Annotated in this window: 12 protein-coding genes; 9 read left to right on the top strand and 3 right to left on the bottom strand. The window is 66.3% G+C overall.

What is annotated here, in order from left to right; genetic code table 11:
- Positions 1-59: 59 nt before the first annotated feature.
- Positions 60-2162 carry a glycosyltransferase gene (locus AC1KVG_RS10240; RefSeq protein ID WP_481094327.1) on the bottom strand — a complete coding sequence of 701 codons (2103 nt, stop codon included), beginning with the start codon at positions 2160-2162 and terminating at the stop codon, positions 60-62.
- Between the two features lie 95 nt (positions 2163-2257).
- Here AC1KVG_RS10240 and mrcB point away from each other — a divergent pair, with 95 nt between their 5' ends.
- The 5 genes from mrcB (at position 2258) to AC1KVG_RS10215 (ending at position 9195) form a co-directional block, all read left to right on the top strand.
- Positions 2258-4705, top strand: coding sequence for a penicillin-binding protein 1B (gene mrcB, locus AC1KVG_RS10235; RefSeq protein ID WP_481094326.1), 2448 nt, complete (start codon positions 2258-2260; stop codon positions 4703-4705).
- A gap of 14 nt (positions 4706-4719) precedes the next feature.
- The gene (locus AC1KVG_RS10230; protein ID WP_023904782.1) at positions 4720-5247 is read left to right on the top strand and encodes a hypothetical protein; all 528 of its coding nucleotides are present in this window, start codon (positions 4720-4722) and stop codon (positions 5245-5247) included.
- Positions 5248-5526: 279 nt separating this feature from the next.
- Positions 5527-7533: a DNA repair helicase YoaA gene (yoaA, locus tag AC1KVG_RS10225; protein WP_481094325.1), complete on the top strand. Its 2007-nt coding sequence runs from the start codon at positions 5527-5529 to the stop codon at positions 7531-7533.
- A 28-nt stretch (positions 7534-7561) separates the two neighbouring features.
- The gene (tsaB, locus tag AC1KVG_RS10220) at positions 7562-8281 is read left to right on the top strand and encodes a tRNA (adenosine(37)-N6)-threonylcarbamoyltransferase complex dimerization subunit type 1 TsaB (protein WP_481094324.1); all 720 of its coding nucleotides are present in this window, start codon (positions 7562-7564) and stop codon (positions 8279-8281) included.
- Between the two features lie 5 nt (positions 8282-8286).
- Positions 8287-9195 carry an ADP-ribosylglycohydrolase family protein gene (locus tag AC1KVG_RS10215; protein ID WP_481094323.1) on the top strand — a complete coding sequence of 303 codons (909 nt, stop codon included), beginning with the start codon at positions 8287-8289 and terminating at the stop codon, positions 9193-9195.
- Between the two features lie 80 nt (positions 9196-9275).
- Here the strand turns inward: AC1KVG_RS10215 and tolA are convergent, their stop codons facing one another.
- Both tolA and gshB read right to left on the bottom strand, forming a co-directional pair.
- The gene (tolA, locus tag AC1KVG_RS10210) at positions 9276-10151 is read right to left on the bottom strand and encodes a cell envelope integrity protein TolA (RefSeq protein ID WP_481094322.1); all 876 of its coding nucleotides are present in this window, start codon (positions 10149-10151) and stop codon (positions 9276-9278) included.
- Entirely contained in the window at positions 10148-11098 is a 951-nt protein-coding gene (gene gshB, locus AC1KVG_RS10205; protein WP_481094321.1) for a glutathione synthase, read from the bottom strand. The genes tolA and gshB overlap by 4 nt, the downstream gene beginning before the upstream one ends.
- Positions 11099-11334: 236 nt before the next feature.
- Here gshB and pilG point away from each other — a divergent pair, with 236 nt between their 5' ends.
- From pilG to AC1KVG_RS10185, 4 genes are read left to right on the top strand one after another with little or no spacing between them, the layout of a single operon-like run.
- Positions 11335-11736, top strand: a complete 402-nt coding sequence (gene pilG, locus AC1KVG_RS10200) for a twitching motility response regulator PilG (RefSeq protein WP_023904776.1) — start codon at positions 11335-11337, stop codon at positions 11734-11736.
- Positions 11737-11753: 17 nt separating this feature from the next.
- Entirely contained in the window at positions 11754-12116 is a 363-nt protein-coding gene (locus AC1KVG_RS10195; RefSeq protein ID WP_006450735.1) for a response regulator, read from the top strand.
- On the top strand, positions 12116-12646 hold the full coding sequence (locus AC1KVG_RS10190; RefSeq protein WP_006450736.1) for a chemotaxis protein CheW: 531 nt from the start codon (positions 12116-12118) through the stop codon (positions 12644-12646). The genes AC1KVG_RS10195 and AC1KVG_RS10190 overlap by 1 nt, the downstream gene beginning before the upstream one ends.
- Positions 12647-12685: 39 nt before the next feature.
- A complete protein-coding gene (locus AC1KVG_RS10185) occupies positions 12686-14722 on the top strand; it encodes a methyl-accepting chemotaxis protein (RefSeq protein WP_481094320.1) in 2037 nt (678 codons plus the stop codon).
- Positions 14723-14746 lie beyond the last annotated feature (24 nt).

Genomic DNA, 14746 nt, shown 5'->3' with positions numbered 1-14746 from the left:
TGCCCAGCCCACGCTGGCAGCGCGGGTGTACCAAGGCACGCACGCCAGTGGCAGGCAACTCAAGCCTCGATAAACAACGCGCGTACCGTGCTACGCGCGGCATCCAGCGAAAAATGCTGCGCCACGTTGCGCAAACCGTTGTCGGCCAGGCGCTGCCACAGCGCTGCATCCTGATACAGGCGCACGATCGCAGCGGCGAAGGCGTCGGCGTTATCCGCTACGCATACATCTTCGCCATCGCGCAGATGCATGCCTTCCACTGCACAGGTGGTGCCGACCACTGGTTGGCCGTGTGCCATGCTCAGATTGATCTTGCCCTTGACGCCGGCGCCGAAGCGCAACGGCGCCACCGCGATGCGCGCAGTGTCCATATACGGCACCAGATCCGGCACATGTCCGTGCAATTGCACGCCCGGGCACTCGTCGGCCAAGAGCTTCAGTGCCTCCGGCATATCCGCACCGATACAGTGGAAGATCACCTCCGGCAACTGCGCACGCACCTGCGGGAAGATCGCGCTGATGAACCACTGCACCGCATCCACATTGGGCGGATGCCGGAAGCCACCCACGAACACCAGGTCGCGACGTTGCGCGAAGGGATGACCGCTACCGGCCACTTCATGCAGATTGGAGAGCAGGGCGGTGCGGATCTGCGGTGCGTCCGCCTGCAGCTGCGCCTGTTCGGCCGCCGAGACCAGCAGCGTGACGTCGGTGGCGGCCATGATCTCCAGTTCGCGCAGGCGGGTGCGTTCTGCCGCGCGCAATAGGTTGGCATCGCCGGCCAGCTCCGCGCCGCGGCGTTCGCGCAGGTAATGCAGATCGACGGTGTCGAACAGGGTGCGTGCCTGCGGGGCGTATTGTTTGAGCAACGGCAGGCAGGCATGCGCAACGTGGTGACGCACCAGCAGCACCACCGCAAAGCGCGCGCCGTGCGTGCGCAGCCAGCTGCCGATGCCCTCCAGAAACGGCGCATACCAGACTTCCACCCCCAGTTGCTGCAGTGCCTGCGTATGTCGCCCTGCGTGTTCGCGGCGGGTGGGCACGAACACCACATGCGCGCCTTCTTCGCACAGCAGGCGGATCAGATTGAACTGCCGCAACGAGCCGGAGTCGCGATCCGGTTGCGGTACCGACTCGTCCAGAATCAAGACCTGACGTTGGCCACGATGTAGCAGCGCAGGCGCGGGCACGGTGCCGACCGGCAGCTGTGTCCCCAGGGCCTGCCGCCATTTTTCGGCGAACACGCCTTGATTGCGGACCTGATAGGCCTTCACGCCGGTGCGGGTGTCGGTGCCGTTGCTGGTGCCTTCGTCATGCACCACCACACTGGCCGGCTGCACCAGCACCCGATACCCGGCCGCACGCACCGCAAACGCCAGATCGGTGTCTTCGTAGTACGCAGGCATGTAACGGCGATCCAGCCCGCCTAGCGTCTGCAGCAACGCGCGTGGCAGCGCAATTGCGGCGCCCGAGCAGTAGTCCATCGCACGCACATACGCGTAACGCGGATCGTCGGCCGATTCGAAGCGGCCGTAGCTCCAGGCGCTGCCATCGGCGAACACCACGCCGCCGGACTCCTGCAGGCGTCCGTCCGGATACACCAGTTGCGCGCCCACCAGACCGGCGCTGGGATTCTGCGCAAACGTGTCGATCAGCCGATCCAGCCAGCCGGGTTGCGGAATGGTGTCGTTGTTGAGCAGCACCACGTAGTCGCCGCGCGCCAGCGCGATGCCGTCATTGCACGCCGCAATGAAGCCGCCATTGCTGGCGCGGCGGTGGTAGTGCAGGCCCTGCACCTGCGTTAGCTGCGCTTCGGTGGCGTCGCTGCTGCCGTCGTCCACCACCACAATTTCCACATCCAGCTGCGGTGGATGCGCGGCCAGCGCGCGCAAACAGGCAAGCGTGTGTGCGATGTGGTTGTAGACCGGAATCACCAGCGTCACGCGCGGCGTGGCGCTATGCGGCACCGCAAACGCGGCAAACGGTGCGGGGTCCGGCAACCACAGCGGCGTGCCGAGCGCGACCGGCGGCGCCTGCGTGTGCACGCGAATGCGCTGCCAGGTGGCGTGCCAGCCGCGTGTGCGCATGCTCGCCACGCTGCGGTGGATCAGCCCAAGCACGCGATTGAACAGATAGCGTGCATCGGCCAGGGACATCGACATCGCGTTGAAACTCCAGCTTAAGTCAAAGGGTCCGGCTGACCACAACCACCACAGCGCTGCGCTAGACTCGCCGGACTCTACATTCTCGCATCCCTGTGCCCCGACGCCACGACGACCACGACGCTCCCGACGATTTCGAGGACGACACCAACGAGCAAGGCTCCCGCTGGCAACGCAGGCTGATTGTCTGGGCCTTTGCGGCATTCGCGCTGGCGCTTGGTTTTCTGATTCCCTACACGGTGTATCTGAACAAGCAGGTCACCCAGCGTTTCGGCGAGCTGCGTTGGCAGATCCCGACCCGCGTGTACGGGCGGCCGTTGGTGCTGGTGCCCGGCGATGCGCTGGATGCGGCCACCTTGAAGACCGAGCTGGATGCGGCCTCGTACCGTGACGATGGTCAAGCCAAACTGGCCGGCACCTACCAGCAGGACGGCAGTCGCTTCACCATCGCCAGCCGCGGCTACATCGACGTGGACGGGCGCGTGCCCGCGAAGCGCGTGGAAGTCAGCCTCTCCGGTGGGCGTGTGGCCAGCCTGCGCGATGCCGGCGACCGCAAGGCGCTGAAAAGCGCGCGTCTGGATCCGGCGCGCATCGCCACGCTGTACGGGCAGAAGCAGGAAGAGCGCCGCCTGGTGCGCATGGAAGAAGTGCCCGAGCTGCTGGTCACCGGCCTGCAGGCGGTCGAGGACCGCGACTTCAATAGCCACCACGGCATCGATCTCAGCGGCATGGTGCGCGCGGCCTGGATCATGGCGCGCTCCGGCGGCCAGGTGCGGCAGGGCGCCAGCACCTTGACCCAGCAGCTGGCACGCAGCGGCCTGCTCGGTATCGGCAAGGAACAGACGGTTACCCGCAAGTTCAACGAAATTCTGTATGCCGTGATCATGGAGGCGCGCTACGACAAGCGCACCATCCTGGAGGCCTATCTCAATCAGGTGTATCTGGGGCAGCGCGGCGGGCAGGCGATTCATGGCGTGTCCTCCGGTGCGGAGCTGTGGTTCGGTCGCGAACTCAACTCGATGACCACCGAGCAGATCGCGCTGCTGATCGGGTTGGTCAAGGGGCCGTCGTATTACGACCCGCGGCGTAACCCGGAACGGGCGCTGGATCGACGCAATTTCGTGCTGGGCAAACTGCACGAAAACAACCTGATCGACGCGGCCGAATACAAGCGCGCACTGGCCGAGCCGTTGGGTGTGCCCAAGGAACCCGGTCTGGTCGCCGCCAACCGCTTCCCGGCCTACGTGGATCTGGTGCGGCGCCAGCTGGCGCACGACTACCCGGAAGGCGTGCTGCAAGGCGCCGGCATGAGCGTGCTCACCGGCATGTCGCCGTCCGCGCAGGCGTACGCCGAAGGCGCGGTGACCGGCACCATCAAGCGGCTGGACAACAAGAAGCGCCCGCCGCTACAGGCCGGCTTGGTGCTCACCGATGTGCATAACGGCGATGTGCTGGCGGTGGTCGGTAGCCGCGATGTGGCCAAGCCCGGCTTCAATCGCGCCGTCGAAGCACAGCGGCAGGTTGGCTCGTTGCTCAAGCCGTTCGTGTATTTGCTGGCATTGGCCTCGCCGGATCGCTGGGCGCTGTCCAGCTGGGTCGACGATGCGCCGGTGACGGTGCAGCTCAGCCGTGGCAAGACCTGGTCGCCGGGCAATTCCGACAACCGCAGTCACGGCACGGTGCGGCTGATCGATGCGCTGGCGCATTCCTACAACCAGGCCACGGTACGCGTGGGCATGCAGGTCGGCCCGGAGCGCATCGCGCAGCTGATCCAGGTGCTGGCCGGCATCAAGGCCGACACCAATCCCTCGCTGATCCTGGGGGCGACCGATCAGAGCCCGTACGGCATGGCACAGCTGTATCAGTTTCTGGCCGCCGGTGGCGAGATCCAGCCGCTGCATGCGGTGCGTGGCGTGCTCGACCCGCAGGGCAAGCTGCTCAAGCGCTACGACAAGACCCCGGCTCCTGCGCAGGAGGGCGATTCGGTGGCCGCCAACCTGATCAGCATCGCCTTGCAGCAAGTGGTGAGCGGCGGTACCGCGCGGCAACTGCTGGGCGATGGCCTGGGCCGGTTGTCGCCTGCCGGCAAGACCGGTACTTCCAACGACGGCCGCGACAGCTGGTATGCCGGCTATACCGGCGACCATCTGGCGGTGATCTGGATGGGGAACGACCAGAACGGAGAGACCGGCCTGTATGGCGCCACCGGCGCGATGCGGGTGTGGTCGAGCATCTTCGCGCGGCTGCCGAGTGCGCCGTTGAAGGTCAGCGGCAAGGGCCTGGACTGGCAGTGGGTGGATGCGGCCGGCACCGGCGTGACCGACCCCGGTTGCCCGGGCGCGCGCCAGTTCCCGTTCGTGGTCGGGTTCACGCCGGCCTACGCCCCGTGTGCCGGCAATGCACCGTCGATCGAAGGCGTGCCCGGCGATCCTGCAGCGCCTGCCGAACAATCCGGAGGGGGTGGCTGGCGCCGCTTCTTCGGTCTGGACAAAAAGCCGGAAGAACCCGCGCAAGCGCCTGCCTCGCCCCCGCCCGCGCATTGAATTGGAGTGACCTCATGAACCGACTGCACCGCCTCCTTGCCCTTTTTGGCGTGCTTGCCGCGCTGTCTGCCTGCGTCAGTGCGCCGCCCGCGCCGCCGCCGCCGGCACCTGTGGACCCGACTACCCCGACACAGCGGCTGTTGCTGATCGAACGCGAGGCAGGCGTCGACGACACCGAACTGTCGGTGCAGCCGCTGCGCGACCCGCAGGTGGACGATCTGCGCGAGACCGCCAAGGCCAAGCGCCAGGCTGGCGATCTGGCCGGCGCCGCTGCAGCGCTGGATCAGGCGTTGGGTCTGGTCGCCGGCGACCCGGCGGTGCTGCAGGAGCGTGCGGAAGTTTCCGTGCTGCAAGCCGATTGGCCGGCCGCCGAGCGCTTCGCCAAACAGGCCATCGAACTGGGTTCCAAGACCGGCCCGCTGTGCCGTCGTCACTGGGCCACCATCGAGCAGTCGCGGATTGCCCGTGGCGAAAAAGAAAATGCCGCCTCGGCCAAGGTGCAGATTGCCGGGTGCACGGTGCCTGGTGTGAAGCGGTACTGATTGCAGTAATCAAGCCGACTGCGCTCACCGCCAGGCGGGCGTGGTCGGCGCTTGGTGCAGCTGGTGTCACTGCCGCGCATCGGTGGTTGGAAAGCTGCCCCCTGCCGATGTGAATGCTGCTCGCTGCGTTATGCAGGCCGTTTGAGGTGATGCAGGTACGGTAGGTGGCTGTTGCTGGCGCAATGGCGCTAGTCCGCACTCCATAAAGCGCAATCCAGGCAGCATCACTGCACACGCGCTAGGCTGTCGCGCTTCTGTATCCCGTCTCTGTTCGGTCTCATGTCCCAACTTGCCACTGCCAGCATCGAGGCGCTCAGCGAGGGCGGGGCGCTTGCGCGTCAGCTCGATGCGTTTGCGCCGCGTGCCGCGCAGTTGCGCCTGACCGGCGCCATCGCCGAGGCGTTCGAGCAGCGCGATGTGCTGTTGGCCGAGGCCGGCACCGGGACCGGCAAGACCTACGCCTATCTGGTGCCGGTGCTGCTGTCCGGGCTCAAGACCATCATCTCGACCGGCACCCGCGCGCTGCAGGACCAGTTGTTCCATCGCGATCTGCCGCGCGTACGTGCCGCGTTGGGCATCGGCCTGCGCAGCGCGCTGCTGAAAGGGCGCGCCAATTATCTGTGCAAGTACCGCACCCAGCAGGCGCGGGGCGAACCGCGCTTTTCTACGCCCGAACAGGTCTCGCAGTTCCATCGCATCGTTGCCTGGAGCGGGCGTACCCAGTTCGGCGACATGGCCGAGATGGAAGCCCTGCCGGACGACTCGCCGCTGCTGCCGCTGGTGACTTCCACGGTCGACAACTGCCTGGGCACCGAATGCCCGTTCTACAGCGAGTGTTTTGTGGTGCAGGCGCGTCAGCGCGCGCAGGCCGCCGATCTGGTGGTGGTCAATCATCATCTGCTGCTGGCCGATCTGGCGCTCAAACAGGAAGGCTTCGGCGAGATTCTGCCCGGCGCGCAGGCCTTCGTCATCGACGAAGCGCATCAGCTGCCGGAACTGGCGGCGAACTTCTTTGGTGAAAGTTTCGGCATGCGGCCCTGGCAGGAGCTGGCCCGCGATTGCATGGTCGAAGCGCGACTGGTGGCCGGCGCGCAGGCCAGCCTGCAGGAACCGATTCTCGCCTTGGACGAAGCGTTGCGCGGCCTGCGCTCAGGCATGGAAGGCCTGCCGCCACGCGGCACGCAATGGCGCGCGCTGGCCAAGCCGCAGGTGCGCGAGGGCTTCGATGCGGTGCTGTCGTCGCTGGCGCGGTTGGGCGAGTCCTTGCTGCCGTTGCGCGAGGCATCGCCCGGGTTCGACGGCTGCTCTGCACGCGCGCAGGAAGCGCTCGCGCGGCTGTCGCGCTGGCTGGGCGAAGACGCGCCGGTGCTGGATTTTGCGCAGGATTTACCAGACACCGTCGACAACGATGTGCTGTGGTACGAGCTGAGCCCGCGCGGTTTCCGCTGCCAACGCACGCCGCTGGATGTCTCCGGCCCGCTGCGCGAACACCGCGAAAAATCGCACGCGGCGTGGGTGTTCACCTCGGCCACGTTGGCGGTGGGCGGCGAGTTCGACCACATCGCGCAGCGCCTGGGCTTGAGCGATCCGGTGACCTTGTTGCAACCCAGCCCCTTCGATTGGGCGCGCCAGGCGCTGTGCTATCTGCCGCCGCATCTGCCCGATCCGGCGGCGCGCGGCTTCGGTACGGCGCTGATCGCCGCATTGACGCCGGTACTGGAAGCCTCCAACGGCCGCGCATTCCTGTTGTTCGCTTCGCACCGCGCGCTGCGCGAAGCGGCCGAGGCACTGCGTGGCGCGCCGTGGCCGTTGTTCGTGCAAGGCGAAGCCCCACGTGCCACGTTGCTGCAGCGTTTCCGCACTTCCGGCAATGGCGTGCTGCTGGGGTCGGCCAGCTTCCGCGAGGGCGTGGACGTGGTCGGCGATGCCTTGAGCGTTGTGGTGATCGACAAGCTGCCGTTTGCCGCGCCCGACGACCCGGTCTTCGAAGCGCGCCTGGATGCTATCCGCCGCGAGGGCGGCAACCCGTTCCGCGACGAACAATTGCCGCAAGCGGTGATTGCGCTGAAGCAGGGCGTGGGCCGGCTGATCCGCAGCGAGACCGATCGCGGCGTGCTGGTGCTGTGCGACCCGCGGCTGTTGAACAAGGGCTACGGCCGCACCTTCATGAATTCGCTGCCGCCGTTTGCGCGCACCCGCGAGATCGGCGATGTGCGTGCGTTTTTTGGCGTCGCCGAGCCGGTGGGCGACAATGGCGTGCTCGCGTTGCCGTTCGGCGACGCGTGATCTTTCCCTTCCTGCCTGCGGTCCTGTCATGAAAGTCCTCGCGTTCGAGACCTCCACCGAAGCCTGTTCCGTCGCGCTGCATGTGGATGGCCGCGTGCTGGAGCGCTTCGAACTGGCGCCGCGTCGCCACGCCGAGCTGGCGCTGCCGTGGGCCGAGCAACTGCTGGCCGACGCAGGCATTAGGCGCCGCCAGCTGGATGCCATTGCGGTCGGCCGTGGCCCCGGCGCCTTCACCGGTGTGCGGCTGGCGATCGGCGTCGCGCAAGGCATCGCCCTGGGCCTTGATGTACCGGTGCTGGCCGTCTCTACACTGCAAGTATTGGCCTTGCGCGCACCCGCCGATGCGACGCAGGTACTGGCCTGCATCGATGCGCGCATGGGCGAGGTGTATGCCGGCGTGTTCGAGCGCCGCGGCGACACGCTGCTGGAACTGGCGCCGGAAGTGGTCTGTGCACCGGACGCCTTGGTTCTGCCGAATACGCTTCAACGTTTTGCCGGTGTGGGCACCGGATTCGCCGCTGCCGAGGCACTGCTGCAACAGCGATTCGCAGCGCAGCTGACCAGCGTCGATGCAGCCGCGCTCCCGCACGCCGCCGATCTGCTCACACTCGCCGTGCCGGCGCTGTTGCGCGGCGAAGGCGTGGCACCGGAGCGGGTCGAACCAGCCTATCTGCGCGACAACGTTGCGCTGACCCTGGTCGAGCAGCAGGCCGCACGCGCTGCAAAGGCCGCCGGCGCGGAGCTGTGACGACAATGGATCCCCAGCGCGCACGTTTCCGCGGCTGCCTATTGGGCCTGGCGGTGGGCGATGCGCTCGGCACCACGCTCGAATTCTGCGCGCCGGGCAGTTTCACGCCGATCGACGACATGCGCGGCGGCGGCCCGTTCGCACTGCGCGCCGGGCAATGGACCGACGACACCTCGATGGCCTTGTGTCTGGCGCACAGCCTGCTGTATCGGCAAGGCTTCGACGCCGCTGACCAGATGAATCGCTATTGTAATTGGTATCAGCACGGTTACCTCAGTAGCACCGGCGCCTGCTTCGATATCGGTGGCACCGTGCGGCAGGCGTTGGAGCGCTATCTGGATGGCGGCCCGGCCTTCAGTGGCAGTGCCGATCCGCGCTCGGCCGGCAATGGCTCGTTGATGCGGCTGGCGCCGGTGGCCATGTATTACGCGCACCACCCCGGCGAATTGGGCGAGCGCGCCGCCGACAGCTCGCGCACCACGCATGCCGCTGCCGAGGCAGTGGATGCCTGCAGGTTGTTCGCGTTCCAATTGCGTGCAGCGCTGCTCGGCGGCACGCGGCAGGCGGTGCTGCAGACGCCGTGCGCGTCATTGTCGACACCGGCAGTGCGCGCGCTGGCAACGCGCGATCATGCGGCCGTTTCGGCAGCGCAGATCCGTGGCACGGGTTATGTGGTGGATTCGTTGTCGGCGGCGTTGTGGTGCTTTGCCACCACCGACACCTTTGCCGATGCGGTGCTGCGTGCGGCCAATCTTGGCGACGATGCCGACACCACGGCGGCCATCTGTGGACAGCTGGCCGGTGCATTCTATGGCATCGACGGGATTCCCGTGGCCTGGCGCGAGCGTGTGCAGGATGCGGGCGAGATCGTGGCGTTGGCCGATCAGCTGTATGCAGCTGCGGTGGTCGGGTAACTGTATGGGCAGCGTAGCTGTCTAACGCAGTCCGCTGAAGCAAGCCTTAGAAAACGCGTCCCGATTAAACGCGAAACACCTCAGCGATCGTCGTGCAGCTCGCCGCCGGGCAAAAACAACCACGTGCGCGTGACCTGCAGGATATCCACATCGTCCTTGGTGCTGGGTAGCGGCGGAAACGGCTGCGCCAGCTGCACCACGCGCAGCGCCGCCGCATCCAGCGCCGGGGTGCCGCTGGAGATCAGCACGCGGCTGCTTTCCACGCTGCCGTCGCGGCGTACGCCCACGCTGATGACCACCTTGCCGCCGAGTCGGCGCCGGCGCGCTTCATCCGGGTAATTGAGATTGCCGACGCGCTCGGCGCGGTCCACCCATGCACGCAGATAGCTGGCGTACGCATATTCGCGCGTGCTGGCCGAGACGAACTTGCGATTGGGGCGCTTGGCGTATTGCTCCGAGCGCAGATGCACCTCCGCCGCGAGCCGGGCCATTTCCGCGTCGCGCTGCACGCGTTGCGCATCGGCCGGGGTGAGCGGGTCGGTCTGCGGATTCGGTTGCGGGGTCGGCACTATCTGCTCGCCGCGGCGACTGGCGACCACGCGGGTCTGCGTCGGTTCGGGTGCCTGCACCGTGGTGGCACGCTGCGCCTGCGCAGCCAGCCCGCTGCGGTCCTGCGGCACCACGCCGGGCTGGCTATCGCGCGGGCGCTGCGCGGTGGCGTGATTGCCGCCGCCCTGCTGATTGGCCTGGGCCAGGAAGTCCGCCTGCTTGGGCGTGAGCGGGGTGCTGGTCTGGCTGAAGATCACATCCAGCGTCGGCACCAGCGGCGCGTCTTCGCTGACCGCAAAGCCCACGCCCAGGATCAGCACGCCGTGCAGCAGCAACGAGATCACCAGCGTCGTGGTCAGCCGCCGGCGCTCGTCCATGGGGGCCGGCAGTGCCGCAGCCGCGCTCATTGCGCAGCGCCGGCCTCGATCGCGTCGAACAGTAGCCCGGCGATGTTCAAACCGAACTGCGCATCCAGCTCGCGCACGCAGGTGGGGCTGGTGACGTTGACCTCGGTCAGGTAATCGCCGATCACATCCAGGCCGACGAAGCGCATGCCGCGGCTGCGCATTTCCGGGCCAACCTGCGCGGCGATCCAGCGGTCGCGCTCGGACAGCGGCCGGCCTTCGCCACGTCCGCCAGCGGCCAGATTGCCGCGGAATTCGTCGCCTTGCGGAATCCGCGCCAGGCAGTAGTCCACCGGCACGCCATCCACCAGCAGGATGCGCTTGTCGCCGGCGGTGATGTCGGGGATGAAGCGCTGCGCCAGGGTCAGGTTGCGGTTGCCGTCGGTCAACGTCTCCAGGATCACGTTGAGGTTGGGGTCGCCGGTGCCGCTGCGGAAGATCGAGCGCCCACCCATGCCGTCCAGCGGCTTGAGCACGGCTTGCCCATGTTCCAGCACGAAGGCCTTCAGCGCCGCCGCATCGCGGCTGACCAGCGTTGGCGGGCAGCATTGCGGAAACAGCAGCGCAGCCAGCTTCTCGTTGTAATCGCGCAGACCCTGCGGGTCGTTGACCACCTGCGCGCCGGCGCGCTGGGCGACGCTCAGCACCTGGGTGTCGTAGATGAACTCTGCATCCACCGGCGGGTCCTTGCGCATCAGCACCACCTGGCCGGGACCGAACGCCAGCTCGGCGAATTCGCCCAGCGTGAACCAGCTGGCCTTGTCTTCGCGCACGCTCAGGGGTGCGACCTGCGCCACCGCGCGTCCGTCGCGCAGGCTGAGTCCGCCGGGGCGCACATACTGCAAACGGTGGCCACGGCGCTGCGCTTCCAGCAACATGGCGAAGGTAGTGTCTTTGGCGATTTTGATGGAGGCGATGGGATCCATCACCACAACGACGTCGAGCGACATGGGACTAAACCTTTCGAACAGACTGCCGATGGTAACTTCAAGCGGTGGGCGATGGCGCGCCTGGCGGGTCGTAGTGCGCGACTAGCCGGTCTTGACGCACCCAGACGCGGTCGGAACGTCCGCCTGGCGGGGCCCCGGCAATGCGCCCTTGACAGTCAATGCGGGTCTTGGGATATACATGCAGTTTCGTAGCGACGACGGAAAGGAAGAAGCGTTGCACGTCCGGGGATATTTGCATGAGTGAACACATTGCTGCGGGTGGGGAACTCGCAGGACTGAAGGTGATGGTCATCGACGATTCGAAGACTATTCGCCGCACCGCCGAAACGCTGCTCAAGCGAGAAGGGTGTGAAGTAGTGACAGCAACGGATGGTTTCGAGGCACTGGCCAAAATTGCGGACCAGCAACCTCAGATCATTTTTGTCGACATCATGATGCCGCGCCTGGATGGGTACCAGACGTGCGCGTTGATCAAGGGCAATCAGCTCTTCAAGTCGACGCCGGTGATCATGTTGTCGTCCAAGGATGGCCTGTTCGACAAGGCACGCGGCCGCATCGTCGGCTCCGAGCAATATCTGACCAAGCCATTCACTCGTGAAGAACTACTGAGCGCGATTCGCACGTACGTCCACGCCTGACCAGGGGGAAAGGCAACATGGCTCGAATTATATTGATCGAGGACTCGCCCACCGACCGGGCAGTCTTCAGTCAATGGCTGGAAAAAGCAGGCCATACCGTCGTCGCCACCGACAACGCCGAAGCGGGACTTGAGCTGATTCGCAGCCAGGCGCCCGATCTGGTGTTGATGGATGTGGTGCTGCCCGGCATGAGCGGCTTCCAGGCAACGCGTGCACTTGCACGCGACCAGGCCACCAAGGACATCCCCGTGCTGCTGGTCAGCACCAAGGGCATGGAAACCGACAAGGCCTGGGGTTTGCGACAAGGTGCCAGCGACTACATCGTCAAGCCGCCGCGCGAAGACGATCTGATCGCCCGCATCAAACAACTGGTGCGTTGATGCGTTCTCCATTCGACATTCTTGAAGACTACGAGCGTCGTAGTCTCGCGCACGCCACGGCGCTGCCGGAACGCCAGTTCTCGGCCGATATCTGGCGTGGCGTCGGTTATCGCGTCGGTACCCGGCGGCTGGTCTCGGATTTCCGCGAAGTGGCGGAAATCGTGCCGATGCCGCCGGTCACCCCGGTGCCGGGCGCACAGCCCTGGCTGCTGGGCGTGGGCAACCTGCGCGGCAATCTGTTTCCGGTGATCGATCTGAAGCAGTTCCTGGAGGGCCGGCGCACGGTGCTGCAGGAAGGCCAGCGTGTGCTGATCATGCGCCAGAGCGGTGGCGACGTCGCACTGACCATCGATGAGTTGTATGGCCAGCGCAGCTTCGAGCAGGTCCAGGCGGTCGAACCCGGCGAGTTGGCGCAAGGCCGCTACGCCCATTTCATTGAACGTGCCTTTCGCAACGAGACGCAGGACTGGGGTGTGTTCTCCCTGGCGTTGCTGTCGCGCACTCCTGAATTCCGGCAGGCCGCGGCCTAAGCCGCGACCCCGCCACGTCATACAGATCGAGGTCGAACCATGAGTACCGCCCCGGACGCCCGCAAGACCAACAAGCTCGGCAGCGTCAGCACCAGCTTCTGGCTTGGCTTGCTGGTGTTGTCGATGATCGTGTTTGGCGCCAACACCGGCGTGGCCACCTGGCAGGGCAGTCGCCTTGCCGGCGCCGGCACTGGCGCGGCCGATCTGCAGGTGCTGTCGCAGCAGCTGGCCAACCAGGGCCGCGAAGCGGTCTCCGGTGATGCGAAGGCGTTTGCCACGTTCAAGGAGACCAAGAGCCGCATCGACAGCACGGTCAGCGAACTGGACGGCCGTTACGGCCAGGAAGGCTCGGTGGCCAGCTCCATGGCGCAACTCAAGGCGACCTGGGTGCCGCTGAGCAAGAACGCCGATCAGATCATCGCCAGCGAACCGGCGGTGCTCGGTCTGGCCGGCAACGCCGAGCGCTTCTCTGGCAGCGTGCCGCAGTTGCAGGCGCAGTTGAACGAAGTGGTGCGCGCGATGACGGTCAGCGGCGCGCCGGCCTCGCAGATCTACAACACGCTGCAGCAGGTGGTGGTCGCCGGCACCATGGCGCGGCGGGTCACCGAAATGCGCGCCGGTGGCGCCAATGCGGCGGCCTCCGGCGATGCGCTGGCCCGCGACTCGGTGGTGTTCACGCAGATGCTGGAAGGCCTGCGCACCGGCAACGACGAACTGGGCATCGCCGCAGTGCGCAACCCGGCCGCGCTGTCGGCGCTGGAACAGTCGCAGGCGCAGTGGACGACGATGAAGAAGGACATCGACGCCATCCTGGCCACCTCGCGCAATCTGTTCGCCGCGCAGTCCTCCGCTGCCGCCCTAACCGTCGGTTCGAACAAGATGCTCGACGACAGCAAGAAGCTGTTCGACGCGTTCTCGGCGTTCGGTTCGGTACGCGACACGCGCCTGTTCCCGAATTTCTGGCTGGGCGTGGTGTCCGGCCTGGTGGCGTTGCTGGCGATCATCGGTTTCGTCTGGAGCTCGGTGCGGGTGCGCTCGCGCGAGCAGGACGTGCGCTACCAGGCGCAGGTGGAATTCAACAGCCGCAACCAGCAGGCGATCATGCGGTTGCTGGACGAAATCAGCTCGCTCGGTGAGGGCGACCTGACCGTCAAGGCCTCGGTGACCGAGGACATGACCGGCGCGATCGCAGACGCCATCAACTACGCCGTGGACGAGCTGCGCCACCTGGTGACCACGATCAACGACACCTCGGCGAAAGTGGCCGTGTCGACCCAGGAAACCCAGGCCACGGCGATGCAGCTGGCCGACGCGGCCGGCCAGCAGGCCAACCAGATCACCACCGCCTCCGAGCGCATCAGCGAAATCGCCGCCAGCATCGAACAGGTCTCGCGCAACTCCACCGAGTCGGCCGAAGTGGCGCAGCGCTCGGTGGTGATCGCCGCCGAAGGTGCCGGCGTGGTGCGCGAGACGATCCAGGGCATGGACCAGATCCGCGACCAGATCCAGGAAACCTCCAAGCGCATCAAACGGTTGGGCGAATCCTCGCAGGAGATCGGCTCGATCGTGGAGCTGATCAACGACATTTCCGAGCAGACCAACATCCTGGCACTCAACGCCGCGGTGCAGGCGGCCTCGGCGGGCGAGGCCGGTCGCGGTTTCGCGGTGGTGGCCGACGAAGTGCAGCGCCTGGCAGAACGCACCTCCGGCGCGACCCGGCGGATCGAAGGCCTGGTGCAGACCATTCAGGCCGATACCAACGAAGCGGTCAGCTCGATGGAGCAGACCACCTCCGAAGTGGTATCCGGTGCACGCCTGGCCGAAGACGCCGGTACCGCGCTGACCGAAATCGAGCGCGTGTCCAACGCACTGAATAATTTGATCAAGAACATCTCCATCGCCGCGCACCAGCAGTCGGCCGCAGCGACGGATATCACACAGACCATGGGCGTGATCCGTCAGATCACCAGCCAGACATCGCAGGGTGCGGAGAAGACAGCCAAATCGATCGGCAACCTGGCCGAGCTCGCTGCCGATCTGCGCCGTTCGGTCGCCGACTTCAAGCTGCCGGCGTGACCACGACGCGCAACGGGAAAGGAT

The sequence above is a fragment of the Xanthomonas sp. NCPPB 3959 genome (assembly GCF_056675575.1).
Note: the sequence above shows the minus strand (reverse complement) of the source record. Positions and strands in the feature narration are given on the sequence as shown.

Bases quoted from the DNA above. Each gene is read 5' to 3' on its own strand.
- AC1KVG_RS10240 (WP_481094327.1), bottom strand. From the start codon at position 2,162: ATGTCGATGTCCCTGGCCGATGCACGCTATCTGTTCAATCGCGTGCTT.
- AC1KVG_RS10230 (WP_023904782.1), top strand. From the start codon at position 4,720: ATGAACCGACTGCACCGCCTCCTTGCCCTTTTTGGCGTGCTTGCCGCG.
- yoaA (WP_481094325.1), top strand. From the start codon at position 5,527: ATGTCCCAACTTGCCACTGCCAGCATCGAGGCGCTCAGCGAGGGCGGG.
- tsaB (WP_481094324.1), top strand. From the start codon at position 7,562: ATGAAAGTCCTCGCGTTCGAGACCTCCACCGAAGCCTGTTCCGTCGCG.
- AC1KVG_RS10215 (WP_481094323.1), top strand. From the start codon at position 8,287: ATGGATCCCCAGCGCGCACGTTTCCGCGGCTGCCTATTGGGCCTGGCG.
- tolA (WP_481094322.1), bottom strand. From the start codon at position 10,151: ATGAGCGCGGCTGCGGCACTGCCGGCCCCCATGGACGAGCGCCGGCGG.
- gshB (WP_481094321.1), bottom strand. From the start codon at position 11,098: ATGTCGCTCGACGTCGTTGTGGTGATGGATCCCATCGCCTCCATCAAA.
- pilG (WP_023904776.1), top strand. From the start codon at position 11,335: ATGAGTGAACACATTGCTGCGGGTGGGGAACTCGCAGGACTGAAGGTG.
- AC1KVG_RS10195 (WP_006450735.1), top strand. From the start codon at position 11,754: ATGGCTCGAATTATATTGATCGAGGACTCGCCCACCGACCGGGCAGTC.
- AC1KVG_RS10190 (WP_006450736.1), top strand. From the start codon at position 12,116: ATGCGTTCTCCATTCGACATTCTTGAAGACTACGAGCGTCGTAGTCTC.
- AC1KVG_RS10185 (WP_481094320.1), top strand. From the start codon at position 12,686: ATGAGTACCGCCCCGGACGCCCGCAAGACCAACAAGCTCGGCAGCGTC.